This is a genomic window from Limnohabitans sp. TEGF002 (genome assembly GCF_055395845.1).
The window spans coordinates 1,879,710-1,904,609 of record NZ_AP029224.1; the positions used below are offsets into that span (position 1 = coordinate 1,879,710).

At 58.4% G+C, this 24,900-nt stretch carries 26 protein-coding genes, 1 other RNA gene and 1 riboswitch; of the genes, 7 read left to right on the top strand and 20 right to left on the bottom strand.

Going from position 1 to position 24,900, the window contains the following annotated elements; translation table 11 throughout:
- Positions 1–13 precede the first annotated feature (13 nt).
- From ACZ5SR_RS09280 to ACZ5SR_RS09300, 5 genes are read right to left on the bottom strand one after another with little or no spacing between them, the layout of a single operon-like run.
- A complete protein-coding gene (locus ACZ5SR_RS09280) occupies positions 14–820 on the bottom strand; it encodes an ABC transporter ATP-binding protein (protein WP_464448458.1) in 807 nt (268 codons plus the stop codon).
- 4 nt (positions 821–824) lie between these two features.
- Entirely contained in the window at positions 825–1,826 is a 1,002-nt protein-coding gene (locus ACZ5SR_RS09285; RefSeq protein ID WP_464448459.1) for a FecCD family ABC transporter permease, read from the bottom strand.
- A complete protein-coding gene (locus ACZ5SR_RS09290) occupies positions 1,823–2,731 on the bottom strand; it encodes an ABC transporter substrate-binding protein (RefSeq protein ID WP_464448460.1) in 909 nt (302 codons plus the stop codon). The genes ACZ5SR_RS09285 and ACZ5SR_RS09290 overlap by 4 nt, the downstream gene beginning before the upstream one ends.
- Entirely contained in the window at positions 2,724–3,527 is an 804-nt protein-coding gene (locus tag ACZ5SR_RS09295) for an ABC transporter substrate-binding protein (protein ID WP_464448461.1), read from the bottom strand. The genes ACZ5SR_RS09290 and ACZ5SR_RS09295 overlap by 8 nt, the downstream gene beginning before the upstream one ends.
- 5 nt (positions 3,528–3,532) lie before the next feature.
- Positions 3,533–5,407 carry a TonB-dependent receptor domain-containing protein gene (locus ACZ5SR_RS09300; RefSeq protein ID WP_464448462.1) on the bottom strand — a complete coding sequence of 625 codons (1,875 nt, stop codon included), beginning with the start codon at positions 5,405–5,407 and terminating at the stop codon, positions 3,533–3,535.
- Between the two features lie 68 nt (positions 5,408–5,475).
- Positions 5,476–5,722, bottom strand: a riboswitch (cobalamin riboswitch).
- A 72-nt stretch (positions 5,723–5,794) separates the two neighbouring features.
- On the opposite strand from ACZ5SR_RS09300, the gene ACZ5SR_RS09305 reads away from it, so the two are divergent.
- The 4 genes from ACZ5SR_RS09305 to ACZ5SR_RS09320 all read left to right on the top strand — a co-directional run bounded on the left by ACZ5SR_RS09305 (position 5,795) and on the right by ACZ5SR_RS09320 (position 7,413).
- Complete coding sequence (locus ACZ5SR_RS09305; protein ID WP_464448463.1) at positions 5,795–6,025, top strand: DUF904 domain-containing protein; 231 nt, start codon at positions 5,795–5,797, stop codon at positions 6,023–6,025.
- Positions 6,022–6,348, top strand: a complete 327-nt coding sequence (locus ACZ5SR_RS09310; protein WP_464448464.1) for a cell division protein ZapA — start codon at positions 6,022–6,024, stop codon at positions 6,346–6,348. Before ACZ5SR_RS09305 ends, ACZ5SR_RS09310 begins: the two co-directional genes overlap by 4 nt.
- 45 nt (positions 6,349–6,393) lie before the next feature.
- Positions 6,394–6,573: non-coding RNA, 6S RNA (ssrS, locus tag ACZ5SR_RS09315), on the top strand.
- Between the two features lie 24 nt (positions 6,574–6,597).
- On the top strand, positions 6,598–7,413 hold the full coding sequence (locus tag ACZ5SR_RS09320) for a sulfite exporter TauE/SafE family protein (RefSeq protein ID WP_464448465.1): 816 nt from the start codon (positions 6,598–6,600) through the stop codon (positions 7,411–7,413).
- Positions 7,414–7,477: 64 nt separating this feature from the next.
- On the opposite strand, the gene ACZ5SR_RS09325 is transcribed toward ACZ5SR_RS09320, so the two are convergent.
- From ACZ5SR_RS09325 to hemN, 3 genes are all read right to left on the bottom strand, one after another.
- Complete coding sequence (locus tag ACZ5SR_RS09325) at positions 7,478–8,218, bottom strand: SIMPL domain-containing protein (protein WP_464448466.1); 741 nt, start codon at positions 8,216–8,218, stop codon at positions 7,478–7,480.
- A gap of 101 nt (positions 8,219–8,319) precedes the next feature.
- On the bottom strand, positions 8,320–8,997 hold the full coding sequence (locus ACZ5SR_RS09330; protein WP_464448467.1) for a sulfite exporter TauE/SafE family protein: 678 nt from the start codon (positions 8,995–8,997) through the stop codon (positions 8,320–8,322).
- A gap of 59 nt (positions 8,998–9,056) precedes the next feature.
- Positions 9,057–10,439 (bottom strand): oxygen-independent coproporphyrinogen III oxidase, encoded by a 1,383-nt coding sequence (gene hemN / locus ACZ5SR_RS09335; RefSeq protein WP_464448468.1) that lies wholly within the window; start codon positions 10,437–10,439, stop codon positions 9,057–9,059.
- Positions 10,440–10,646: 207 nt separating this feature from the next.
- Between hemN and fnr the strand changes: the two genes are divergently transcribed.
- The gene (fnr, locus tag ACZ5SR_RS09340) at positions 10,647–11,369 is read left to right on the top strand and encodes a fumarate/nitrate reduction transcriptional regulator Fnr (protein WP_464448469.1); all 723 of its coding nucleotides are present in this window, start codon (positions 10,647–10,649) and stop codon (positions 11,367–11,369) included.
- Positions 11,370–11,406: 37 nt separating this feature from the next.
- On the opposite strand, the gene ACZ5SR_RS09345 is transcribed toward fnr, so the two are convergent.
- The 9 genes from ACZ5SR_RS09345 to ACZ5SR_RS09385 all read right to left on the bottom strand — a co-directional run bounded on the left by ACZ5SR_RS09345 (position 11,407) and on the right by ACZ5SR_RS09385 (position 19,098).
- The gene (locus ACZ5SR_RS09345) at positions 11,407–11,643 is read right to left on the bottom strand and encodes a hypothetical protein (protein WP_464448470.1); all 237 of its coding nucleotides are present in this window, start codon (positions 11,641–11,643) and stop codon (positions 11,407–11,409) included.
- Positions 11,644–11,660: 17 nt separating this feature from the next.
- Positions 11,661–11,945, bottom strand: a complete 285-nt coding sequence (locus ACZ5SR_RS09350) for a nitrogen fixation protein FixH (RefSeq protein WP_464448471.1) — start codon at positions 11,943–11,945, stop codon at positions 11,661–11,663.
- Between the two features lie 26 nt (positions 11,946–11,971).
- On the bottom strand, positions 11,972–13,429 hold the full coding sequence (gene ccoG / locus ACZ5SR_RS09355) for a cytochrome c oxidase accessory protein CcoG (protein WP_464451116.1): 1,458 nt from the start codon (positions 13,427–13,429) through the stop codon (positions 11,972–11,974).
- 57 nt (positions 13,430–13,486) lie between these two features.
- Positions 13,487–14,419, bottom strand: coding sequence for a cytochrome-c oxidase, cbb3-type subunit III (gene ccoP, locus ACZ5SR_RS09360; protein WP_464451117.1), 933 nt, complete (start codon positions 14,417–14,419; stop codon positions 13,487–13,489).
- A 41-nt stretch (positions 14,420–14,460) separates the two neighbouring features.
- Complete coding sequence (locus tag ACZ5SR_RS09365; protein WP_464448472.1) at positions 14,461–14,601, bottom strand: cbb3-type cytochrome oxidase subunit 3; 141 nt, start codon at positions 14,599–14,601, stop codon at positions 14,461–14,463.
- A 9-nt stretch (positions 14,602–14,610) separates the two neighbouring features.
- Positions 14,611–15,237, bottom strand: a complete 627-nt coding sequence (ccoO, locus tag ACZ5SR_RS09370) for a cytochrome-c oxidase, cbb3-type subunit II (protein WP_464448473.1) — start codon at positions 15,235–15,237, stop codon at positions 14,611–14,613.
- A gap of 13 nt (positions 15,238–15,250) precedes the next feature.
- Positions 15,251–16,687, bottom strand: a complete 1,437-nt coding sequence (ccoN, locus tag ACZ5SR_RS09375; protein WP_464448474.1) for a cytochrome-c oxidase, cbb3-type subunit I — start codon at positions 16,685–16,687, stop codon at positions 15,251–15,253.
- Between the two features lie 72 nt (positions 16,688–16,759).
- Complete coding sequence (gene ccoS, locus ACZ5SR_RS09380) at positions 16,760–16,897, bottom strand: cbb3-type cytochrome oxidase assembly protein CcoS (protein WP_062405104.1); 138 nt, start codon at positions 16,895–16,897, stop codon at positions 16,760–16,762.
- 8 nt (positions 16,898–16,905) lie between these two features.
- Positions 16,906–19,098, bottom strand: a complete 2,193-nt coding sequence (locus tag ACZ5SR_RS09385) for a heavy metal translocating P-type ATPase (protein ID WP_464451037.1) — start codon at positions 19,096–19,098, stop codon at positions 16,906–16,908.
- 311 nt (positions 19,099–19,409) lie between these two features.
- Here ACZ5SR_RS09385 and ACZ5SR_RS09390 point away from each other — a divergent pair, with 311 nt between their 5' ends.
- Together ACZ5SR_RS09390 and ACZ5SR_RS09395 are read left to right on the top strand one after the other, a co-directional pair.
- Positions 19,410–19,853 (top strand): universal stress protein, encoded by a 444-nt coding sequence (locus ACZ5SR_RS09390; RefSeq protein WP_464448475.1) that lies wholly within the window; start codon positions 19,410–19,412, stop codon positions 19,851–19,853.
- 98 nt (positions 19,854–19,951) lie between these two features.
- Positions 19,952–21,259, top strand: coding sequence for an ABC transporter substrate-binding protein (locus ACZ5SR_RS09395; RefSeq protein ID WP_464448476.1), 1,308 nt, complete (start codon positions 19,952–19,954; stop codon positions 21,257–21,259).
- 69 nt (positions 21,260–21,328) lie between these two features.
- Here the strand turns inward: ACZ5SR_RS09395 and ACZ5SR_RS09400 are convergent, their stop codons facing one another.
- The 3 genes from ACZ5SR_RS09400 to lgt all read right to left on the bottom strand — a co-directional run bounded on the left by ACZ5SR_RS09400 (position 21,329) and on the right by lgt (position 24,852).
- A complete protein-coding gene (locus tag ACZ5SR_RS09400; RefSeq protein ID WP_464448477.1) occupies positions 21,329–22,894 on the bottom strand; it encodes a malonate--CoA ligase in 1,566 nt (521 codons plus the stop codon).
- A gap of 76 nt (positions 22,895–22,970) precedes the next feature.
- Positions 22,971–23,966, bottom strand: a complete 996-nt coding sequence (locus ACZ5SR_RS09405; protein ID WP_464448478.1) for a Bug family tripartite tricarboxylate transporter substrate binding protein — start codon at positions 23,964–23,966, stop codon at positions 22,971–22,973.
- 88 nt (positions 23,967–24,054) lie between these two features.
- Positions 24,055–24,852 carry a prolipoprotein diacylglyceryl transferase gene (gene lgt, locus ACZ5SR_RS09410; protein WP_464448479.1) on the bottom strand — a complete coding sequence of 266 codons (798 nt, stop codon included), beginning with the start codon at positions 24,850–24,852 and terminating at the stop codon, positions 24,055–24,057.
- Positions 24,853–24,900: the final 48 nt, after the last annotated feature.

Here is a 24,900-nt window from a genome sequence, read left to right on the forward strand (position 1 = left end):
TGATCCATGGGATTCATTGGGGCAAAGCCACCCAGCGAGTGCCCAATTCATGAATAGCAATGCGGTGCTCAAAGACCGACTCCAAAACCCGGTGTGCGGCAGTTTCATGGGTGGGCCCGGCGTGGGCAATGCGGCCCTGCTGCACCACCACCACTTCGTCGGCCATGAGGGCCAGCGTGATTTCGTGCAGCACGCTGACCACGGTTTTGCCCTGCGCCACCAGGCTGCGCACCAGCGCAATCCAGTCAGCCTGGTGCGGCGGATCGAGGTTGGCCAGCGGTTCGTCCATCAGCAACACGTCGGCTTCCACCGCCAGCAGCCTCGCCAGCAGCACGCGCTGGCGCTCGCCGCCCGATAGCGCGCCCAAAGGGCGGCACTGCCAGTCCCAGGCTTGGGTCTGGCGCAGCGCGCGCTCCACCGCAGCGTGGTCTGCCGGGCCGGGTGGGGCCAGCCAGGCCTGGTGCGGCAGCCGCCCGAGCAAGGCCACGTCATACACGGTGAGGTCGTCGGCTGTGGCCTCTCCAGCGCCGCTTTGCGCAAGCCAGGCCAGCGCCCTGGCGCGCTCGCGCGGCGCCATGCTCGCCATGGGCTGGCCGTGCAAAAGCACATCGCCCTGGCAAGGCAACACCCCCGCCAACGCGCGCAGCAAGGTGGATTTTCCTGCGCCATTGGGACCGACGATGCTGGTCCAGCGGGTAGCGCTCAGCGCCAAGTTCACACCCTGCAGAACATGGCGCTCGTTGTAGCCTACACCCAGCCTGGCATGCAGGTTCACCGCTTGCAATGCGGCAGTGGGTTTTGGTTGTGCGGTGATCAACATGGCATCACCCCACCCGCTTGCGCATGAGCCAAAGCAAATAGCCCCCGCCCAGCACCGCCGTGAGCACACCCACGGGCAACTCTTGCGGCGCCAACACCACGCGTGCCATCACATCGGCCAGCACCAGCAAGGCCCCGCCCATCAGAGCCGACAAGGGCAAGCGCCAAGCGTGCGTGCAGCGCACCAGCGAACGCACCAAGTGCGGTGCGGCCAGGCCGACAAAAGCCACCAGACCGATGTGCGCCACTGCCGCCCCCGTGGCCAGTGAAATAACACCCACCATCACCATGCTGGTCAGTGGCAGCGGCACGCCCAGACTTTGCGCGGTGGCTTCGCCCAAACTCAACGCGTCCAGTACACGGGCAAAAATCCAGGCCAGCACCAGGCACAGGGCCAGCACCGCCGCCATGGTGGCGCAGGCGCTCCAGCTGACAAACGCGGTCGAGCCCAGCATGAAGCCCTGCATGGCCTGCAGCACCTGCGGCTGCATCAGCGAGATCAAGGACGTGACTGCCCCCAGCACCACGCCAACCACCACACCAGCCAACAACAGGCGCAGGGTTTGTTGCACACCACGCGCCAAAACCAGCGTGAGAACCACCGCCAGCACCGCGCCCACAAAAGCAGCGCCGGTGAGGCCCAAGCCGAGCCAAGCGTTCACGGCCCAGGCGCTGCCGCCCCACAAGCTCAAATAAACCCCCACCCCCAGCGACGCCCCAGAGGCACTGCCCAGCAAATAGGGATCGGCCAACGGGTTGCGAAACAAACCTTGCGCCACAGCCCCGGCCAGGCCCAGCAAGGCCCCGCCCAGCCACGCGCCCAAGCTGCGCGGCAAACGGATTTCCCACACGATCTGGGGCGACACGGTATCGGCCCCAGCCGACCACCAGGCCTGCCAGCCCTGACTGCCAGCGGCCGTGCCCAGCCAAACCACGACCAGTCCCAAAGCCAAGAGAAGCAACGCCCAGCGGGGTGCGTGGATGTTGGTCTGGGTGTGGGTGTTCACCGCTGCACCCCAGTATCGCTTTGGGCCGCAGAACGGTTCAGGCAGTCAGCCATCAGCTGCGCACCCTCGGCCATGCGCGGGCCGGCACGCACCAGCATGTCCGATTCATCTGGCTTGAAAACGCACAAGCGCTGGCCTTGCATGGCACGCAAGCGAGCCCAGCCGGGGCGCTGCAGCATGCTGGCTCGGCTGCTGTCGCCTGCCATGATCACATCAGGCCGGGCCTGCACCACCCACTCGGGGTTGACCTGTGGAAACGGCCCCATGGAAGCGGGCAAGATGTTGGCCACGCCCATGCGCGTGAGTGTCTCGCCGATGAAAGAAGACTCACTCGCGCCATAGGGCGCAGGGCTGACCTCGAAATAAACCCGCTGCTGCCGTGCAGCAGGGCTGAGCGATTGCACCGCCGCCTGCACGCCTTGTTGAATGCCTTGCCAGACCCGGTCGCTGTCAGCGGCTGGCACATGCAGCGCCTGCGCCACGGTGCGCCACACACGCAGCGCATCAGCGTGGTTGCGTGGCTCCAAGCGCAGCACATTCAGGCCCAAGGCCTGCAAGCGGTCTGCGCCTCGCGTGGAGCCAGCTGCCAAGACCAGATCGGGCCTGAGCGCGACGATGCTCTCGATGTTCGGGTCCAGCCCCCCGCCCACACGCGGCACAGACTTGACCGACTCGGGCCAGTTGGAATAGCGGTCCAGCCCCACCAATTTGTGGCACTGCTTCAGGGCACAGACGGTTTCGGTCAGGGATGGCAACAAACTCACGATGCGCTGCGGGGCTTGGGCAATCTGCACCTTTTGCTGGCGGTCGTCGAGCACGCTAACGGCTTGGGCGGGCAGCGCGCACACCAACACGGCACCCACCAAAGCCAAAGATTGAGCCCAGCTTCTCAACAGATCAGCCATGCAGCGCATCCCACTGGCTGAAGATGCGCTGCATCTGCGCCACGCCATCCGTGAGAGACGCAGGACCGGGCTGCAAAATATCGGCCGATTTGATTTCAAAAATCTGTCCGGTGCGCACGGCGGGCACGTCTTGCCAACCGGGCCTGGCCGCGACTTTTTCGGGGCGAAACTTCTTGCCGCACAAAGAGCCAATGATGATATCCGGCGCGCGCTCTACGATGGTTTGACCACTGGCAATGATTCGGTCGCGCCCCATGGGTTGAAGCGCCAACTCAGGAAAAATGTCGTCTCCTCCCGCAATGCCCATCAACTCAGACACCCAGCGGATGGTACTCATGTGGGGCTCATCCCATTCCTCAAAATACACACGGGGCCGGCGCTTGAAACCCGCTGCCTTTTGGACGATCGCGTCGAGCTCAGCGCGCATGCGCGACAACTGGGACAAGCCCTGCTCGGCCTGCCCCACCATCGCGGCCACTTGGTAAAGCACCGAAAAAATCTCGTCCACACTGCGCTGGTTGAACACGGTGACCTGCACGCCTGCTTTGATGAGCAAAGAAGCGATGTCGGCCTGCAGATCGGAAAAACCAAAAACACAATCGGGCTTCAGCGCCAGAATCTTGTCGATCTTGGCGGTTAAAAAAGCACTGACCTTGGGCTTTTCTTCGCGGGCTCGGCGCGGGCGCACCGTGTAGCCCGAGATGCCCACGATGCGCGCCTCCTGCCCCAGCAGGTACAGCCACTCGGTCGTTTCCTCGGTCAGGCAAACGATGCGTTGGGGCAAGAGGTGTTGCATGGGCTTTACTTGGGCTGGTATTGCAAAGTCACGAAAACGCCGCGAGACACGGCATCGTAGCCACGGGCCAACTGGTATTGCTTGTCAAAAGCGTTTTCGACTTTGACAAAACCCGTCCATTCGCGGCTTAACTTTTTAGATGCAAAAAGATGGACTACGTCATAAGAGCCATTGATATCAGTGCTGAAATCAGAGTCCTTTCGATTGCCAGACAGAATCGCCTTCATGCTCCAGTCGATACCCAGTGCTGACTTGCTCAATTCCACCGAGCCATAATTCTTGGCTCGGCGAGCAAGGCGGCTGTTTTTGTCCGAAATATTTCTGGGGTCTTGGGACACAGCACTGAATTTGTAACCCCAGCCAGCGATATTCCCATCAAGATTTAACTCATAGCCTTCGTTCGCAACCTCGCCTAAATTATAATAGTCGGTCCAGCCACTATTGGGCACTATGGCATTCACTGTTTTCGTATTGAAGTGAACTATGCGCAAGGCTCCAAAGGCAGTTTTATAACTGAAGCCATATTCATGCCCTCTATGCTCCTCAGGTTTCAAATTCAGACCATTAGGTGTAAACCATTCAGTGATGGATGGTGCTCTGAAAGCGGTGGATGTCGAAGCGAGAAGCTTGAACGCATCGGAGACTTGATAACCTGCACCGACAAGCCATGTGTTTGCAGATTTATCAATTGATGCTGTTGCTGATTTGGCTGTAACTTGATCTCTTCTCAGATTGACTTGGTAATTGATTCTGTCAACGCGACCGCTGTAGCCCAGATAAGTACCCAATGTAGATCGCTTGAACTTGTTTAGTCTTGAAAATATTGAAAAATTTTCGAATTTAGCATCCGAGCTTTCAAGACCAAAAGTAGCGGCCCCAGCTCCCAAACTGTACACATTGCTCCATTGAGCACTGAGTTGATCACCCTCGTATGAGCTCTCTAGAGGCTTATTTTTATATTCTCGATTTTCAAAATTAGACTGAGTTAACCCAACTCGAGATGACCATCGATCAGTCAATTTGAATTTGCTGTAAAGCGTGATATCCGAAGATTTCTGCTTGCTTTGATGAGTGTCGGCCGGATCGCCAAACCCAAACCCATCACTATCGTAATCAACCTTGCTGTCGATCTTGTTAGCCTGAAAGCCAAAAGCGATATTCGTGCTGACAGACTTTTCACCGCTCAGAAAAACGGAGTCTCGACGCAAACCGTCTTTGTCTGGATTGACTGTTGCAAGATTTTGAATGGAATTCATAGCCGAATATCCATCGGTATCAAACCGTTGAAGCGATATACCCAAGCGGTAATCATCGCCGCGCAGGTTGTAACCAGCCGATGCATCTGACGTATTGCGTGAGCCATAAGTCACCGAACCTGTTGGGCCAGTGAAGGCACTCCCTGCACGCGTGAAGATATTGATTACCCCCCCCACAGCCGACTCACCGTACACAGCGCCAATGTTGCCACGTAAGATTTCGATCTTCTCAATTTGGCTTGGGGGAATATCCAGCAGCTTCAACGAGCCAATGGTATCTGTCTGCACTCGCACACCATCAATCAAGACGGCGACGTTGTTGCTGTTTTGACCTCGCATGAAAATGGATGAGACGGTGCCGGGTCCTCCGTTTCGTCCAACTTCAACACCGGGCTGGCCTTGAATCAGGTCCAGCAAGGTAGGCGCTTGTGAGCGCTCTATGTCCTCTCGGGTAATCACAGTCGCTGACGGAATCACATCAGAAAGCTTTTGCTCGACTCGTGCAGCAGAAACCACAACGGTACTCATTTCTGCGACCTGAGACTGAACAGATGCTGACATGGCTAAAGACAAAACGGAAAGTGCAGGCGCAAAACGGCGCGCACGAATGGAACGATTTTTCATTTAAAACTAACAAGTCAAACGCCCTCACCGCCTTCCCCGACAGTGCATGGGCTTTACAAACTGTCTTGCGACAGGTCACCTTGTTGGCCGGTATCCGGGCTGACAGAGCGACCTTCATCACCTTCCCAGCCGCCTGTTTCAGGGCGGCCAGTGGTTTGAGATAAAAGCTGGGTTTTCGTTTGACCGAAAACCCGTCTGCTTACCGTTGCGGGGGCAGCGCAGGTTAGGTGGGCCGAGTTGGCTTGTCCCTCCTGCTTCCCGTTGAACTGCGCGCCGTGAACCGGCATCGCGAGCACCAACAAGTTTGATTTTATCCGCCAAGCTGTCTGCCAGCCTACAAAATGGCCCCAAGCTCTACAATGTGAAACTTCTCTTCCTTTGTTTGCCATGGCCCATTCCAACACCATTGATCAAATTGCCGAGCGTGTGGATCATCTGTTGCTGCGCCACGAAGAGCTTCAACGCACCAACACTTTGCTGGCCCAGCAAGTTCAGGCGCTGACTCTCGAACGTGACCAACTCAAGTCCCGTCTGGCAGCCGCCAGAGCTCGCGTCGATGCGCTCATCGAGCGTTTGCCCGCTTCTAACGCACCCGCATCTCCTGAGGCTTCAGCATGAGCAACAAGCAATTGGACGTCCAGATCATGGGACAAAGCTATATCCTCGGTTGCCCTGAGGGTGGTGAAGATCGATTGCTGGGCGCCGTGCGCAAAGTGGATGAGGCCATGTGCAAGATCCGTGACGCCGGCAAGATCAAGGCACGCGACCGCATTGCCGTTTTGGCTGCCTTGAATCTGGCCTTTGAGCAAGACACCAAACCTGCACAGGCACCTGCTGCAACGACAAGTGCTGCCGATATCTCTGATGCATCACAGGAGCGCTTGTCGCAGCTGCTCAAGCGTCTGGACCATGTTCTGGAGCAAGACGGCCAATTGATCTGACCCAGACGTTGCTGTGTGCTGGGTCTTTTGAAAGACCTACAATGGCGCTGTCTGCAGTGCATGCCGGGCTTTATATTTCCTTGAACCAATGCTCTTAGAGCCCGGGCTTGGTACATTGGCTGGTGAGCGTGATCATCTCGCGTCAGATGAACCCAACGCCAGTCTGCCCTCGCCCACCTGAACCCCGGTTCAGGATGCCGGTCCGGTGGCACTTGCAGACACCTTCTTTTTTATCTCCCCCATTCCCCCATGATCATCGAACCTCTGCTGTTGGCCGAATTGGCTGTTCTTGGCCTTTGCACAGGCTTTTTGGCGGGCTTGCTCGGGATTGGCGGCGGCATGATCATGGTGCCGTTTTTGACCTACATGCTGGGGGCTCGAGGCGTCAGCCCTGACTTGGCCGTCAAGATGGCCATTGCCACGTCCATGGCCACCATCATTTTCACCAGCGTCTCCAGCGTACGTGCCCATCACAAGAAAAAAGCCGTGCGCTGGGATTTGGTCAAGGGCCTGGCCCCGGGCATCGTGATCGGTAGCCTGATTGGCAGCCTGGGCATTTTTGCCTTCGCAAAAGGCACGTATCTGGCTTTGTTCTTTGCCTTGTTTGTGGGCTTTTCGGCCACACAAATGTTTTTGGACAAAAAACCTGCACCGTCGCGTCAAGTGCCTGGTTTTCAGGGCTTGTTGGGCGCGGGCGGCCTGATCGGATTGCTATCGGGTCTGGTGGGTGCCGGCGGCGGTTTCATCAGCGTGCCTTTCATGGCCTGGTGCAACGTGGCCATCCACAACGCTGTAGCCACCAGCGCAGCACTGGGCTTTCCCATTGCGCTGGCCAACGTGGCCGGTTACATCGTGAGCGGCCAAAACGTTCAAAACCTCCCTGCCTACAGCTTTGGCTACTTGTGGTTACCCGCTTTGGTGGTGATTGCGGTGTGCAGCGTGCTGATGGCTCCTATTGGGGCGTCCACCGCGCACAAGTTGCCCGTCAAGCAACTCAAGCGGGTGTTTGCCAGCGTTCTGTACCTGCTGGCCGCTTACATGCTTTACAAAGGCCTGTTCGCCTGACCGCATGGCCCATCCCGCTGGCTTGGGCCAACTTCGCTGAACTCCAGCCGCAGTGTGGACCTGTTCAGCGCAGCACAATGCTGCCCGAAATGCTCACGACCACGCGCGACTTACCCGCCACCGCTGGCACCGGCATCGATGCTGGTGCGTCCATCTGGGCCATGGCCATGCGCGGCATGACAACGCCCTCGCCCACCTCTTGGGCACTCACGCGCACTTCTCTGAGCGTATAAGCCGCAAAGCCGAACTGCTTCGTCAGGGATTGCGCTTTGCTCTGAAAATGCGCCACAGCTTCGGCCTGGATGCGCGCTTCGGCCGCAGTTTTCTGCTCGGGACTCAGACGCCAGTCGATCTGCGACACCGTCAAATCGTGAATGCGCCCTGCGAGTGTGGTGATTTGCTCGACATCGCGGCCCTGCAAAATAAGTTGCGCTGAGCCCCCCCAGCCATTCATTTTGCCGTCACGGCCATAGCGCGGCGACACATTCATCTCACCCGTTTTCACCTCAAGAGCCCCGGGTTTGGCCATGGGAGAGGCCACGGCCAATGCGGCGGACACCATGGCGTTGAGCTGTTTTTGCACTGCAGGGGCCTGCAAGCCTTCTTTTTGCACCGACAAGGTGATCACCAACCAGTCTTGCGCGACCTCGGTCTGGGCCGAGGCACTCAAATGCAGGACTTGGTTCAGCGCGGCTTGTGCTGGTTGTGTCGAACTGGCTGCACTTTGGGCCTGCACCGATGCAACAGGCAGGGCCAGCGCCATCATCAGGGCCCACGCCAACGAGGGTGTTCGAATCAGTTTCATGGAGAGTCTTTCGAAGAAGGTGGCAAAAACATCGGGCACTTAACGCCACGATTCTGAACGTCGCAGCGAGCGTCACACGCCCCGAGCACTGCATTTTGGTGTCAGGGTGTAACGCACCATGGCGCTTGGTCATGCACCAGGCCCATCCACAAAGCCCAGGCCGACACCGACGCCAGCGCCAAGCCTGCCACACGCATGCCCCAGGCCCCATCGCCCAAGGTCTGCATGCGCAAAAACAGCCAAGGCCCGGCCCACAGGCTGATGCTGCTGCCCAAGGCAAACAAGGCCATGGTGGCCGCACCCTCCAAGGGCTGGCTGGTCAAGGCAGCCACCATCAAAGCCGAATACAACAAGCCACAGGGCATGAAGGCCCACAGCCCACCCACCATCCAGGGCGCGGCGCGCCCCCAGCGGCTGTTGAAAGCCCGCACGCGCGCCCACAAACGGCGCGCTGCAGCGTCGAGCCAGATGGGTTGCCTTGCCTGGAGCATGAGCAACAATCCCAGCACCAGAGCTGTCAGGTGCAGCAAGGTCCAGACCGGGCGAATGGCGGCCGACTGCGTGGTCAACCAGCCCAAGCCCTGCACGCTGGCCGCGGCCAAAGCACCCAGCAGCGCATAGCCGCCAAGGCGGCCCAACTGAAAAGCCAACAAAGCCTGCGCCCGCCGCTCGCCCGCCGCCTGGCCTAGGCCCGCACAGGCCGCGCCGCACATGGCCACGCAGTGCGGGCCACCCAGCACCCCCATCATCAAGGCCGTGATGGCCAAAGAACTTTGCATGGCTTGTTTGCTAGATTTTCAAGAAGTGCATTGTCGGCGATGCAGCCCTTCGCTCTACATCAAATGATTTTGGAAAACCGCGTGCGGTTGCGGTCAGCCTGCACATATCGGTCAAACACCATGGCCACGCCGCGCACAAAGAACCAGCCCATGGCTGTGACCTGAATGCCGCTCTCGCTCAACTGAACCAGGCCTTGTTCCTGCATCGCGTCAAGCTGGATCAGCTCTTGGGCAAACAGGGTCTTGAAGTCAATCAGCCAAGCCAGGTTGATGGACTCGTATTGCAACTGCCCTTGGCACATGAGCGCCATGATGACCGAGCGACGGATCAGGTCGTCGCGCGTGAGCGCCAAGCCCCGCACCACCGGCAAATGGCCTTGGTCAAGCAGATCGACGTACTCTTCCATGGTCTTGGCGTTCTGGCTGTAGGTCGAGCCAATGCGGCCAATCGAAGACACGCCCAGCGCAATCAGATCGCAATCGGCCTGCGTGCTGTAGCCCTGAAAATTGCGGTGCAAACGCCCCTGTCGTTTGGCCACAGCCAGAGCGTCATCGGGCAAAGCGAAGTGGTCCATGCCGATGTAGACATAGCCCGCATCGGTCAGCGCGTCGAGCGAGCGCGAGAGCATCGCCACCTTGGGGGCACCTGCTGGCAGCGCTTGCGCGTGAATGCGACGTTGCGGTTTAAAACGTTCGGGCAAGTGCGCATAGGCATACAGCGCAATGCGGTCAGGACGCAGACTTTTCACCTGCTCCAGCGTGCGGTCAAAAGACTCGGGCGTTTGCAGGGGCAAGCCGTAAATCAAATCGACATTGACCGATTCAAAACCGAGTCGGCGGGACGCCTCGACCAAGGCAAACACCTGGTCTGCAGGCTGGATGCGGTGCACGGCTTTTTGCACCGCAGGGTCAAAGTCCTGAACGCCAAAACTCAGGCGGTTGAAACCCAACTCGGCCAGAAACGCCAGCCGTTGCTCATTCACGGTGCGGGGATCCACTTCGACCGAATATTCACCACCCGGCACGAATTGGAAGTGCTCACGCAGCATGGCCATGAGTTGGCCTAACTCCTCGTCGCTCATGAAGGTGGGTGTGCCGCCGCCCAGATGCAATTGACTGACCGACTGGCCGCGCCCCAAATGGCGGGTGTGCAACTCGACCTCTTTGCGAAGGTAACGCAAATATTCCGTAGTCCGCTCTTTGTGTTTGGTGATGATTTTGTTGCAGGCGCAGTAATAGCAAAGCGATTCGCAAAACGGAATGTGCACATACAGCGACAGCGGTACTTGCTTGCCCACCGGGCCCGATTGGCGCTGTTTCAAGGCTTGCACGTAATCGGCCTCTCCAAAGGCTTCGACAAAGCGATCGGCTGTGGGGTAAGAGGTGTAGCGCGGGCCGGGCACGTCAAAGCGAGCCAGCAATTGCGGTGAGATGACGGACATGTGTCTGCCCCTTAATTCGAATGTAAACAGAACAAGGCCTCACTTTGCCTGCTTGCATCTGCTCATGTGTTGACTCAGGTCAAACCCTTTACCGGTTTTCGGGGATTTCTGGCAAGGACCGGGTATACCCTCAAATTCAGCGCTTGATTCGGTATAAGCTCAAGTCTTGATCCAAGGCAAATCCATTGCTCAACCAAGAGATAAACCATGAATCCCCAAGCCATCAAAGTCGCCTGCTCCAACTGCAATTTGCGCGAATTGTGCATGCCCATGGGCCTGAGCGACCATGACCTCAACCGCCTCGATGACCTCGTGGCCGTGCGCCGCAAAATCAAACGTGGCGACACCCTGTTCACTAACGGTGAAAAGTTCACGTCGCTCTACGCCATCCGCACCGGCTTCTTCAAAACCTGTCTGGCCACCGAAGACGGGCGCGATCAGGTCACGGGCTTTCAAATGGCGGGCGAGATCATTGGGCTGGACGGCATCGTGAACGACCAGCACAGCTGCGATGCGGTGGCACTCGAAGACGCCGAAGTCTGTGTCATGCCCTTTGACCGAATCGAAGAAATCTCGCGCGAAGTCACCGCTTTGCAGCACCACGTGCACAAGATCATGAGCCGAGAGATCGTGCGCGAGCATGGCGTGATGTTGCTTTTGGGCAGCATGCGGGCCGAAGAACGACTGGCCGCTTTTTTGCTGAATCTGGTGCAACGTTTGCACGCCCGAGGTTTCTCACAGTCCGAGCTGGTGCTGCGCATGACGCGCGAAGAAATTGGCAGCTACCTGGGCCTGAAGCTCGAAACCGTGAGCCGTACGTTTTCGAAGTTTGTGGAAGACGGCACCGTGGAAGTCAAGCAGCGCCACGTGCGCATTCTGGACACCGAGGGACTGCAGCGGCTGGTGAACAACACCTCACATTGCCACTGAGCCCTAGGCTCAAGCACTGAACAGGTGGTTCGGTGTCTTAACGGTTCACTTCAGCCGAGGACAGACCCAGCAGCGCAGTCAATGCGCTGGACACGATGGCCAAGGCCCAAAACGCAAAAAAGGCCAGCGTGTAAATTGCTTGCCTGGACAGGTCCAGGTCTTGCCCGAACCAATGCAGGTCGTGCGGATCCACAAACGCGAAGACCAAAACTTCCAGCAGTCCCGCCACCAAAAAAGCAGGCCAGGTGATCCACATCCAGCGTTGAGCGAGCATGGTGTCTCCTTTCGGAATCAGGGTTTGGTGGGTTCAGCAGCAGGCGCTTGCAGCGCAGCAGGCAACTCGCCCGTGGCCACATGGTTGCGTCCTTGCATGGCGGGGACATGGGTGATGCCCTGGCGCTCTTGCATGGCGGTGCGTGGCGTGACGTTGAGCACCGGATCGGGGTTGGTCGCGGCAATGTAGAACGTGATGAAACCAGCCACCACCACCACGGCGGGGCCACCAATGACCATCCACACCAATCCAAAACGCCACCAGGGTTGCCCCTCTTTGCTCACATTCAGAACCTTGTTCATGGCTGTCTTTCAAAAATAGGGGTCACTCAACGAGGGACCAGAAACACGGTTTTTTCGCTCAGCTGACCGACCGATTGGCCATCTGTCGATCGGGACTCGATGTGGAAATGGATCGGGTGCGAACCTGCGGGCGCTGCGTCGTAGGGCACTTGCAATCGCACGGACACCCATCGAGACTCGGTGGCCCCCACCTCCACCATCGGCTCAGTGGCCAGGGCCAGGCCCGGCAGACCCTCGACTTGCAACTGGAAAGTCAAGTTCTGCTCTGCCGCATTCATGATTTGCAAGCGGTACACGTTTTCAATTTTGCCGCCCACCACAATGCGGGCCATGGTGGCGCGGTCGCGCACGATGTCCACCTTGAACGGGTCTCGGTTCCACAAGGACACGCCAACACCAATGATGATGGCCCACAGCACAGTGGTGTAGACCAACACGCGAGGTCGGAAAATGCGCCGCAGCGTTTGCGCCCAGGCCCAGCCCTTGTCCATGGCGTTTTGCGTGGAGAACTTGATCAAGCCCCGCTCGTAGCCCACCTTGTCCATCACAGTGTCACACACGTCCACACAGGCGCCACAGCCAATGCATTCGTACTGCAAACCTTTGCGGATGTCGATGCCCGTGGGGCAGACCTGCACACACAAGGTGCAGTCCACACACGCGCCCAGCCCCAGGGCTTTGGGGTCTGCTTTTTTGGAGCGGGCACCGCGCGGCTCACCCCGCGCTTCGTCGTAGGTGACGATCAAAGTGTCCTTGTCGAACATGGCGCTCTGAAAACGCGCATAGGGGCACATGTATTTGCATACCTGCTCGCGCATGAAGCCTGCATTGCCGTAGGTGGCAAAACTGTAAAACAAGATCCAGAAAACTTCCCAAGGGCCAAACCCCAGCGACAAGATAGATGCCGTCAAATCGCGAATCGGCGTGAAGTAGCCGACAAAGCTGAACCCTGTCCAGAGTGACAACACGATCCAAGCCAGTTGCTTGCCCGTTTTGCGCCAGGCCTTGTTAAAGCTCATTGGCGCATCGTCCAGGCGCATGCGCGCGGAACGGTCGCCTTCAAACTGACGCTCGATCCACAGGAAAATTTCGGTGTAAACAGTTTGCGGGCAAGCAAAGCCACACCACAAACGCCCGGCGACTGCCGTGAACAAAAACAGCGACAGCGCAGAGATGACCAGCAAAGCCGTCAGGTAAATGAAGTCCTGCGGATACAACACCAGACCAAAAATGTAGAAACGGCGAGCGCCCAAGTCGAACAGCACCGCCTGGCGCTGCCCCCACTCCACCCAGGGCAAGCAGTAGAAGACCAACTGCGTGATCACCACCATGAGCCAACGCCATTTGGCGAACACGCCCTGAACACTGCGGGGGTAAATTTTTTGGTGCGCTTGGTACAGCGACACCATTTCCACATCGCCCTCGGCGGGCACGGGGGTGATGGGAATCACACTGCGAGAGGGGCGTTCTTCGGGGATGGACAAAATGCAGGCCTTGGTTCAAATGCTGCATCAGGCCCAGCCTGATGCAGGAGGGTCAGATCACTTGGCAGGGCTCAGTGCGGCGCTGGTCACAGCGTTGTTGGACAGGCCCCAGACGTAAGACGCCAAGACATGGATCTGGCCTTCGGTCAATTTGGCGGCCTGTGCGGGCATCTGGTTGACCTTGCCGTTGTTGATGATGTTCACGATGGCGTTCTCACCCCAGCCGTGCAACCAAGTGTCGTCTGTCAGGTTGGGCGCGCCCATGGCGTGGTTGCCCTTGCCGTCCATGCCGTGGCAAGCAGCGCAAGCACCGAACTTGGATTTGCCCAGTTGTGCACGCAGCGAGTCGTGCGGGCTCTTGGACAAACTCAACACGTAGTGCGCCACGTTGCGCACGTCTTCGGGCGTGCCCACGGCCGCAGCCATGGGCGGCATGTTGCCCATGCGCCCTTGCACCAAGGTGGTTTTAATCGCATCAGGCGTGCCACCATACAACCAATCTGCATCGGCCAAGTTGGGGAAGCCTTTGCTGCCCCGTGCATCAGAGCCGTGGCACTGGGCACAGTTGTTCATGAACAGGCGGTCGCCAATGGCCAGGGCTTGGGGGTCCTTGGACACTTGCTCGGGAGGCATGCCCTGGAACTTGGCATACAGCGGTGCGACTTCGGCATTGCCTTTGGCCACTTCGGCCTCGTACTGACCGGCCGAAGACCAGCCAAATTTGCCGGCAAAGTTGCCTGCACCCGGGTACATGGCCAGGTAAACGAAGGCAAAAATGATGGTGATGATGAACAAGCCGACCCACCAACGGGGCAAGGGGTTGTTCATCTCGCGCAGGTCACCATCCCAGACGTGGCCGGTGGTGTTGTCGTTGGCGGTCATGGCCTTGGCCTTGCCGCTGAACCACAACAAAAGCAGACAGGCAATGATGCTGACCAGCGTGATGCCGGCCACATACAAGTGCCAGAAGTTGCTGATGAAGTCACTCATGGAGTTTCCTTGAAGTATTTTTTTGAGTTCTGAAGGACCGCTCAGTCGTCTTGGCGAAACGGCAATTGCGCCGCCTCGTCAAAGCTGGCCTGGTTGCGCCGAGACCATGCCCAAACCACGATGCCGACAAAGGCAATGAAGGCGAGGACGGTCACGATGGATCGCAAAGTATTGATGTCCATGGCTATGCCTTATTTGCGGTGAATGCCGAGCACTTGCAGGTAAGCAATGACCGCATCCAACTCGGTTTTGCCTTTGACTTCATCGGCCGCTTTGGCCAACTCTTCATCGGCGTAAGGTGCGCCCAAAGTCCGCAGAGCTGACATGCGAGCCACCACCGTGGCGTGGTCGGCCGCCGTCTTTTCCAACCATGGGTAAGCGGGCATGTTGGATTCAGGCACCAAATCACGGGGATTGGTCAAGTGAATGCGGTGCCATTCGTCGCTGTATCGGCCGCCCACACGGGCCAGATCGGGGCCGGTGCGCTTGGAGCCCCACTGGAAGGGACGGTCGTAGACGAATTCACCCGCCAGCGAGTAAGAGCCGTAGCGCAGGGTTTCAGCGCGGAAGGGGCGAATCATCTGCGAGTGGCAGTTGTAGCAACCTTCGCGCACATAGACATCACGGCCGACGACCTGCAAAGCGGTGTAAGGCTTGAGGCCAGGCACCGGTTCGGTGGTGGACTTTTGGAAGAACAAGGGCACGATTTCGACCATGCCACCAACCAACAAGACGATGAAGATCAGAACGATCATCAAAAAATTGTTGGTCTCGACTTTCTCGTGCGACAAGCCGCCTGATTTTGGGTTTTGAGCCATTCTTAATTTCTCCTCAGTGTGCAGGTGCGAGTGTCGGGATCTGGACTTCCACCGACCGGCCCATGGACACGGTCTTGAAAGTGTTCCAAAGCATGATGACCATGCCACTCAGGTACAACACGCCACCCAGCAAACGCAAGGCATAAAACGGGAAGGTGGCTTTGACAGACTCCACAAAGGTGTAAGTCAAGGTGCCGTCGGCATTGATGGCGCGCCACATCAAGCCCTGCATCACACCGGCAATCCACATCGCGGCGATGTAGATCACGATGCCGATGGTGGCTGTCCAGAAGTGGATTTCGATGGCCTTGACGCTGTACATCTTTTTCTGACCGAACAAACGGGGAATCAGGTAGTACATGGAACCCATGGTCACCAAACCCACCCAACCCAAGGCACCCGAGTGCACATGGCCCACGGTCCAGTCGGTGTAGTGGCTCAGCGCGTTCACGGTTTTGATGGACATCATCGGACCTTCGAAGGTCGACATGCCGTAGAAAGACAGAGACACGATCAGGAATCGCAGGATCGGATCGTCACGCAGTTTGTGCCAGGCGCCCGACAAGGTCATGATGCCGTTGATCATGCCGCCCCAGCTGGGCGCCAACAAAATGAGCGAGAAGACCATGCCCACCGACTGAGTCCAGTCAGGCAAAGCGGTGTAGTGCAGGTGGTGAGGACCGGCCCACATGTAAGTGAAGATCAGCGCCCAAAAGTGCACGATCGACAGGCGGTACGAATACACAGGACGCTCGGCCTGCTTGGGAATGAAGTAATACATCATGCCCAGGAAGCCCGCCGTCAAGAAAAAGCCCACGGCGTTGTGGCCGTACCACCATTGCACCATGGCGTCTTGCACACCCGCATAAGCGGAGTAAGAGTGCAGCAGGCCTGTGGGCAACTGGATGTTGTTGACGATGTGCAACAAAGCCACGGCGATGATGAACGCACCAAAGAACCAGTTGGCCACATAAATGTGACGCACTTTACGGATGCCCACCGTGCCAAAGAACACAAAAGCAAACGCCACCCAGACCACGGCGATCAACACATCAATGGGCCAAATCAGCTCAGCGTATTCCTTGCTTTGGGTCAGGCCCAGAGGCAAAGAAATGGCGGCCAAGACAATGACCAGCTGCCAGCCCCAGAAGGTGAAAGCGGCCACCTTGTCGTTGATCAAGCGCACATTGCAGGTGCGCTGAACCACGTAATAGGCGGCTGCAAACAAGCCACAACCACCGAACGCGAAAATCACCGCGTTGGTGTGCAAGGGCCGCAGACGGCCATAACTGAGCCAGGAAATACCGAAGTTGAGTTCCGGCCAAGTCAGCTGGGCAGCGATGATCACGCCCACCAGCATGCCCACCACACCCCATACCACCGTCATGATGGCGAACTGCCTGACAACTTTGTCGTTGTAGGTCGTCGCCTGCATATTGGCAAATTGCATTTTCACCTCTTGTTTTTAAAAAATCTACTTTTGAAGTGTGCCCGGGTATATGCCTTGGACACTTGATCAAAATCAATCGTCACGCAAAATGCGATCGCCTTCGGCCTCAATGTCTTCAAATTGGCCTCGGTCAATGGCCCACCACAGCCCCGCCAAAATGAAAAAAACCAAGGCCACAGACAAAGGAATCAACAAATAAAGAATGTCCATGCTGTTTCTCAAACGGGTTGAAGGACCAGCGCCGGCTGCTGCAGCGACTGTGGCAAGGCCTGCGACAGGCGCAAAGCATTGAGCACCACCAGCAAAGAGCTGAGCGCCATGCCCAGACCCGCAGCCCAAGCGGGCAGCCAGCCCATCAAGGCCAGCGGCACACAAGCGGCGTTGTAAAAAGCCGCCCACCACAGGTTTTGCCGCACGATGCGCATCGTCTGGCGGCTGCGTTGCAACGTGCTGACCAACACATCGAGCTGCCCGCCCATCAACACAAAATCGGATTTGGATTGCGCCAGCGGCACCGCCTGGCCCAAGGCAAAAGAGACATCGGCCCCGGCCAGCACCGGGCCGTCGTTCAGGCCATCGCCCACCATGGCCACTTTGTGTCCTTGGGTCTGCAAGGCCTGCAGCACTTGCAATTTGTGCTGGGGGCTGCAGCCGCCTTGCGCATCGGCAATGCCCACGGCCTGGGCCACTTGGGCCACCGCAGCGGGGCCGTCACCCGACAAAACCTTCAGGGTCAAACCCATTTGAGCCAAGGCACGCACCACACCTGCCGCCTCGGGGCGCACTTGCTCGGCCAATTCAAAGCTGGCCAGCCAGCCCGACGCATCGGCCAGGCTGACCTGCAGGTGGTGCCCGGCGCGTGCCGGGGCCGCACAAAAAGCAGCCGAGCCCAAACGCAAGGCTTGATGCCCTTGACCTGTCTGCGTCAAAACACCTTGCACCCCCTGCCCCGCCTGCTCACTCACATCGTGCGCGGCCAGCGCTTCCAGTTCATGCAACCGCCCAGCGGCCTCAGCGCGGCGCCGAGCCTCGGACCACAAGGCACGCGAGACCGGGTGCAAGGAATGCCGCGCGAGACTGCCTGCCCAGTTCAGGGCCTGTGCCTCGCTCACGCCATCGCGTGTGTGGATGCGGGCCACTTCAAAAGCATCGCGCGTCAGGGTGCCGGTCTTGTCAAAAATCACGGTGTCGATGTTTGCCAGATTTTGCAAAGCACTCAGGCGTCGCACCAGCACACCGCTGCGGGCCAATGCCCCGGCCGTGGCCAACATGGCCGCAGGTGTGGCCAGCGACAAAGCACAAGGGCAGGTCACGATCAGAACGGCAACCGCCACCATCACCGCGTGCGCGGGGTCGGTGGGCCACCAATAAATGGCCGAAGCCAGCGAAGCCAACATCACCGCCACCAAAAAAGGCTTGGCCCAGCGGTCCACCAGCTGCGCCATGGCGGGCTTGGAGACCGAAGCACTTTCCATCAAGGCCACGATTTGTGCGTAACGGGTGGCAGCGCCAATTTGCTCGATCTGCACCTGCAAGGTGCCGCTCAGGTTGTGGCTGCCGGCAATGACGCAGTCACCCACGCGCCGCGCGAGCGGCCGCGACTCACCCGTCAACAAGGCTTCGTCCACCTGGGTCTGGCCAGCCAGCACCCGGCCATCACCCGCAAAAGCCTCGCCGGGCAAGACCTCGATCACATCACCCACTTGTAAGCGGCGGATGGACATGAGCGCCCAAGTGCCATCGCTTTGGCGCTTGCGCACGCTGTCGGGCAAGCGGTTGAGCACCGCCTCCAGCGCCCCGGCCGTGCGGTCACGCATGCGCAGCTCCAGCCAGCGACCCGTGAGCAAAAAGAAGACGAACATGGTGAACGAGTCAAAAAAGACCTCGGCCCCAAACGGTCCTAGGGGCTCAAAGGTGCCCAGCGTGCTGACCACAAAAGTCACCACCATGCCCATAGCCACGGGCAAATCCATGCTGATCTGGCGCTCGCGCAGGTCGCGCCAGGCCTGGCTGAAAAACGGGGTGCATGAGAAAAACATCACCGGCAATGACAACACCCAGGAAGCCCAGCGCAGCAAATGCACCGCTTCGTCCGAGATGTCGCCCGGCTGTGTGAGGTACGTCGGCGTGGCGTACATCATGACTTGCATCATGCACATGGCCGCCACCGCCCAACGCCAGACCATGCGCCGGGCCTCTGCGCGCCTGCGCGCATGCGCGTGAGCATCGTTGGCGGGCAAGGCCTTGTAGCCATGACGCTCGACCGAACGCATCCACTCGGAGGGGCGAGTGAGTTCAGGCGACCAGACGATCTGGCCCCGGTGGCTGGCTCCGCTGATCTGCACCGACTGCACACCCGGCACGGCGCGCAAAGCATCTTCCAGCGTGATGGCGCAGGCTGCGCAATGCATGCCCTCAAACACCACGCTGGAGCGCCAGCAGCCCGACTCGGTTTTTTCGGGCAAGCTGAAAGACGACCATTCTTCGGGCGCATCGAGCAGTTCCAACCGCTGTTGCGGGGTCTCGCCATGGGCCTGTGTCAGTTCAGGCGCAAGCGATTCCACCTCATGAGGAAAAGCGGTTCGCTGGCCTGGCAAAACATTGACTTGTGTCATGTTTCGAAGATACGACAGCCTGCCCAGCAAAAGCTTGATGTACATCAAGCGCTCCCATTTGCCGCGCTTTTAAGCTGTGTTTTTCTCATTTTCAACAGGAGCACCTCATGTACAAACGCATCCTTGTGGCCACCGACGGCTCCACCTTGTCCAAAAAAGCCGTGGCGAGCGCCATCCAACTGGCGGCCACCTGTGGCGCAGAGCTGGTCGCCATCAAGGTGGTACCACGCTACCCCCAGGCCTACTTTGAGGGCAGCATCCCCTTGTCCAGCGATGAAATTTCGCGGGTGGAAAGCCAGTGGACCGAAGCCGCTCAAATGCAATTGGCCGCTGTCGAAAAAAGCGCCAAGGCCAAAGCCGTGAGCACCAAGGCCATCACGGTCAAATCGGACGTGGTCTCGGACGCCATCATTGCGGCGGCTAAAAAGCACAAAGTCGACCTGATCGTCATGGCCTCACACGGGCGTAAAGGCATCAAACGCCTGTTGTTGGGCAGTGAAACCCAACAGGTGCTGACGCACTCACACATCCCAGTACTGGTGCTGCGCTGACACCCGATGAATGCGCCGACACCTTGTTTCAGGCGCTCGGCGCTCCTGTCAACACCTGTCTAAAATCCTTAAAATGAATACATTTTCAGGACAGCCTCATGGCCATCTGTCGACAGGCGAAAAAGCACCCTATTTCATGGCTCAACACCATCAGGCTCCAGTGCTTGGCTGTTGCGTGTCTGACCTTTGGCCTGTTCAGCAGCGCGGCCGTCGCCCAAGAACTGGTGATTGAAAGCTGGCGCAAGGACGATCAGATCTTTTGGGACAAAGTCCTGATCCCAGCCTTTCAAAGACAGCATCCTGGCATTAGCCTGACGTTCAAGGCTGAAGAACCATTGGCTTATGACGCCCGTTTAGAGTCTCGCCTGTCCACGCGCCGAGCTGGTGATCTTGTTTTCTGTCGTCCCTTTGATGGCAGTGTTCGTATGCATGCCAAAGGCTATTTATTGCCTTTAAAAGCCCGCGAGCTGGAGAACTTCAGCCCTCAAGCCCGTCAAGCATGGACCACGGACGATGGTCTGACCACCTATTGCCTGCCCGTGGCTTATGTGATGCATGGTTTGTTTTACAACAAGAAGATCTTCAAGGACCTGAATCTCCAGCCCCCCGTCACGGTCGATGAGTTTCTTCGGCTGCTGGGCCGTGTCGGTGCTGCAGGGAACATCACGCCTTTGGCATTGGGCACGGCAGACATGTGGGAGTCCACCCAGGTTGTTTTCACTGGCATGGGTCCCAACTTCTGGGGCGGCGAAAAAGCCCGTCTCGGTCTGATCCAGCAAACGGCCAAATTCACGGACCCGGGCTTCATCAAGGCCTGGGAAATGATGGCCAAGCTCAAGCCTCACATGCACCCGAAGCAAAACAACATGTCCAACGGCGACATTCAGCTGCTGTTTGCCACAGGCAATGCCGCGGTTTTCCCGACGGGCTCTTGGGACATCGATTTCTTGCGCAGCACCAGCTTTGCCTATAAAAAGCCGATTGATCTGGGCGTCTTCAAGCCACCTGTAGAGCATCCCGGCCAGGCTTGTCACATTTCGGTGCATCCGGACTTCGGGATCGGTGTGAACAAAAACACCCCCCACCAAGAAGCGGCCTTGAAATTCATCGCTTGGCTGGGCACGGCCGATTTCGCTCAACTGCTGACGGACACGTTAACAGGCTACTTTCCCTTGTCAGATCACCCTGTCAAGGTGAACGACCCTCTCGGGCAGGACATGCTCAACTGGCGACAGGAGTGTCAGGACACGATTCGGCTGAACGCCCAAAAAATCAATCGGGTTTGGCCCTCCATGGAGGAGGAGCTTTGGTACGCAAACGTGAAAGTCATCAACCAGGACATCACCCCCGAGCAAGCGGCTCGGCACATCCAAAGCGTGCACGAGAAAAACGCTTACCTCAAATAAGCTTGCATCTCAAATGGCCACAGGATGTGGGCATTTGAGGAAGCGCCCTCCTTGGGCACATCAGACACTTCAGGCTGAAAACAATTTTTTGTACTGATCGCGCAACAGGTTCTTTTGTACCTTGCCCATGGTGTTGCGGGGCAACTCGGCCACCACAAAACAGCGTTTGGGGATCTTGAAATTGGCCAGTTTGGCCTTGAGCTCGGCCAACACGGCTTCAGGCTGCACCTGGGAGGCGGGCTTGGCAATGACCACCGCCACGCCCACTTCACCAAAGTCCGGATGGGGCACGCCCACCACCGCGCTTTCGGCCACGCCCTTCATCTCGTTGATGTAGCCCTCGATCTCGGCGGGGTAGACGTTGTAGCCACCACTGATGATCAGGTCCTTGCTGCGGCCCACAATCGTCACATAGCCGCGCTCGTCCACTTTGCCTACATCACCGGTCTTGAAGAAGCCGTCGGCTGTGAACTCTTCGGCGGTTTTTTCGGGCATGCGCCAATAACCTTTGAACACATTCGGGCCCTTGACCTGGATGCCGCCAATCTCGCCCACAGGCATGTTCTGCCCATCGTCGCCGCGCACACGCAAAGCCACGCCGGGCAAAGGAAAACCCACGGTGCCGCCGCGCCGCTCAGCCTGCTTGGCGTAGCGCTTGTCCGCAGCATAAGGGTTGGAGGTCAGCATGGCGGTCTCGCTCATGCCGTAGCGCTCCAAAATCGTGTGGCCCGTGCGTTCTTGCCATTCGGTGAACGTTTCGATCAACAAAGGGGCGGAGCCCGCGATGAACAGGCGCATGTTTTTCACGGCCGCCTTGTCAAGCGAAGGTTCGGCCAGCATGCGCACATACAGCGTGGGCACACCCATGAAAACGGTGGCACGGCTCATGTGCGCGATGACGCGCTTCGGGTCAAACTTGGCCATCCAGATCATCTTGCTGCCGTTGATCAGCGCGCCATGGATGGCCACGAACAAGCCGTGCACATGGAAGATGGGCAGCGCATGGATGAGCACATCGCCCTGGCCTGTAGGCCCTCCGGTAGCCGTCCAGCCCCAGTAGTCCTTGAGCGTGACGGCATTGCTCAGTAAATTGCCGTGCGTGAGCATGGCCCCTTTGCTGCGGCCTGTGGTGCCACTGGTGTAGAGGATGGCGGCCAGATCATCGGCCTGTCGTGGCACGGGCGTGTGCTGGTCGCTGTGGTGTGCAGCACGCTCGAGCAAGCTGCCGGTGCGGTCATCGTTCAGGGTGAACACATGCTGGGTGCCTGCCTTGAATGCGATCTTGCTGACCCAACCGAAATTGGCGCCGCTGCAAACCACGACGGTAGGCTCGGCATTGCCGATGAAATACTCGATCTCGGCACTTTGATAGGCGGTATTGAGCGGCAAAAACACACACCCGGCACGCAAGCAAGCCAGGTAAAGCACCATGGCTTCGACCGACTTTTCGACCTGCACCGCCACCCGGCTGCCCTCGGGCAAATCCAGCGATTGCAGCAAATTGGCCATCATGGCCGTGGCACGGTCCAAGTCTTGCCAGCTGTAGTGCAGCCCCTCATCGGTCTCGACCGCCGTGGCCGTCATGTCAGCAGGAAAAGCAGCCCGCAGGGCGGAAAACAGGTTGTTGTGGGTCATGGTTTCAAAATCACAAAGAGAAAAAAGCATGAAAAAAGGGCCCGATTTCAGGCCCATTGAACATACCGAGCCGCACTCAGTCGAGCTTGGCCCCCGAAGCTTTGACCACCTGAGACCACTTGGTCAGCTCTTTTTTGATGAAGCCTTCGAACTGGGTCGTTGTCAGGTTGGGGAATTCCGCTCCTTGGCTGGCCCATACGGCTTTGGCCTCGTCAGTCTGGGAGGCACGGCGAATTTCTTCAATCGCGCGAGCTTGGGCGTCTGCAGGTGTGCCTTTGGGTGCCCATACGCCATACCAGGTGGAGACGGTGTAATCGGGCAAACCCAACTCGGCCGAGCAAGGCACATCCGGGAAGGCCGCATTGCGTTTGGGCCCCGAAACCATGAGGGCCTTGATGCGGCCGCCCTTGATGTGCGCCGCCGATGAACCCAGGCCATCGAACATCATGTCCACGTTACCGGCAATCAGGTCTTGCAAGGCAGGGCCAGCACCCCGGTAGGGAATGTGGGTGATGAAGGTCTTGGTCTGAAGCTTGAACAACTCCCCAGCCAGATGGTGCGAAGTACCGCCCCCGGCAGAGCCGTAATTCAGGCGTCCTGGGTTCTTTTTGACCATTTCCAGAAAGGCCTTGAAGTCGGCCGCTTGGACTTTTTTGGGATTGACCACCAAGACCTGGGGCACGTTGGCCACCAAAATCAAGGGGATCAGGTCACGCTCGAGGTCGTAGTCCAGCTTGGGGTACATGCTGGGCGCGATTGTGTGGTGAACGGCACCCATGAACAGGTTGTAACCGTCGGGTGCCGATTTGGCGGCCACACCAGCTCCCAATGTGCCGCCCGCACCACCCCGATTGTCAATGATGAGTTGTTTGCCGGTCAGTTTGGCAAACTGGGCTGACATGGGGCGGGCGAAAGCATCGGTGCCGCCGCCTGCGGGGAAAGGCACAACCATGGTCACCGGTTTCGACGGCCAGCTGCTTTGGGCTTGGGACCACACAGGCAGCGAGCCGGTCAAGGCGGCCATCGCCTTCAAAAAATCGCGGCGCTGCTGTGCTTTGAACTGAACAGTCATGAAGTGTCTCCTCGTTTTAAGTGCTCGCATCATAAGGTCAGTCGCAACCCAATGCTGGACCGCCCCAAATGATCTAATCTTCCAAGTGTCACCCTTGGGTCTTGCGGCTCCAGACCATCAACATCACCCCACCCAGCATCATGGGCACACACAGCCATTGCCCCATGCTCATGCCCAGACTCAAAAGCCCCAGGTGCGCATCGGGTTCACGGAAGAATTCGGCCACAAAACGGAAAAAGCCGTAGCCCAGCAAAAACGCCCCAGAAACCTGGCCGGTCGGGCGGTCTTTGCGTGCAAACCACCACAGCAGTACAAACAGCAGCAAGCCTTCCAAGGCAATTTGGTAGAGCTGCGAGGGGTGACGCGGCAAATCACCAGCCCCCCGGAACACCATGCCCCAAGGCAGTGAGGGGTCGGCCACCCGGCCCCAGAGTTCACCATTGAGAAAATTGCCCACCCGACCGGCGGCAAGACCCGTGGGCACACACGGCGCCACAAAGTCCATGACCTGCAAAAACGGCCGCTCGCGGGTGCGGGCAAACCAGACCATGGCCAGCATCACGCCCAGCAAGCCGCCATGAAAACTCATGCCGCCTTGCCAGATGGCGAAGATTTCGAGTGGGTTAGAGAGGTAATACGCGGGTTTGTAAAACAGGCAGTAACCCACGCGCCCGCCCAAAATAACCCCTAAGACCCCCAAGAACAGGATGTCTTCAATGTCGCGTTTTTGCCATTGAGGCAAGTGTTTGAAGGGCGCATGACTCAAGCGCTGCACACCCAGCAGAAAAAACAGGCCAAAGGCGGCCAAATAGGTCAGGCCATACCAATGGATGGCCAAGGGGCCCAACTGCAGAGCGACGGGGTCAATTTGAGGATGGATCAGCATGTCCGGATTGTGCACCGGACATGAGCTCAAACAGTCTTAAGAGCGCGA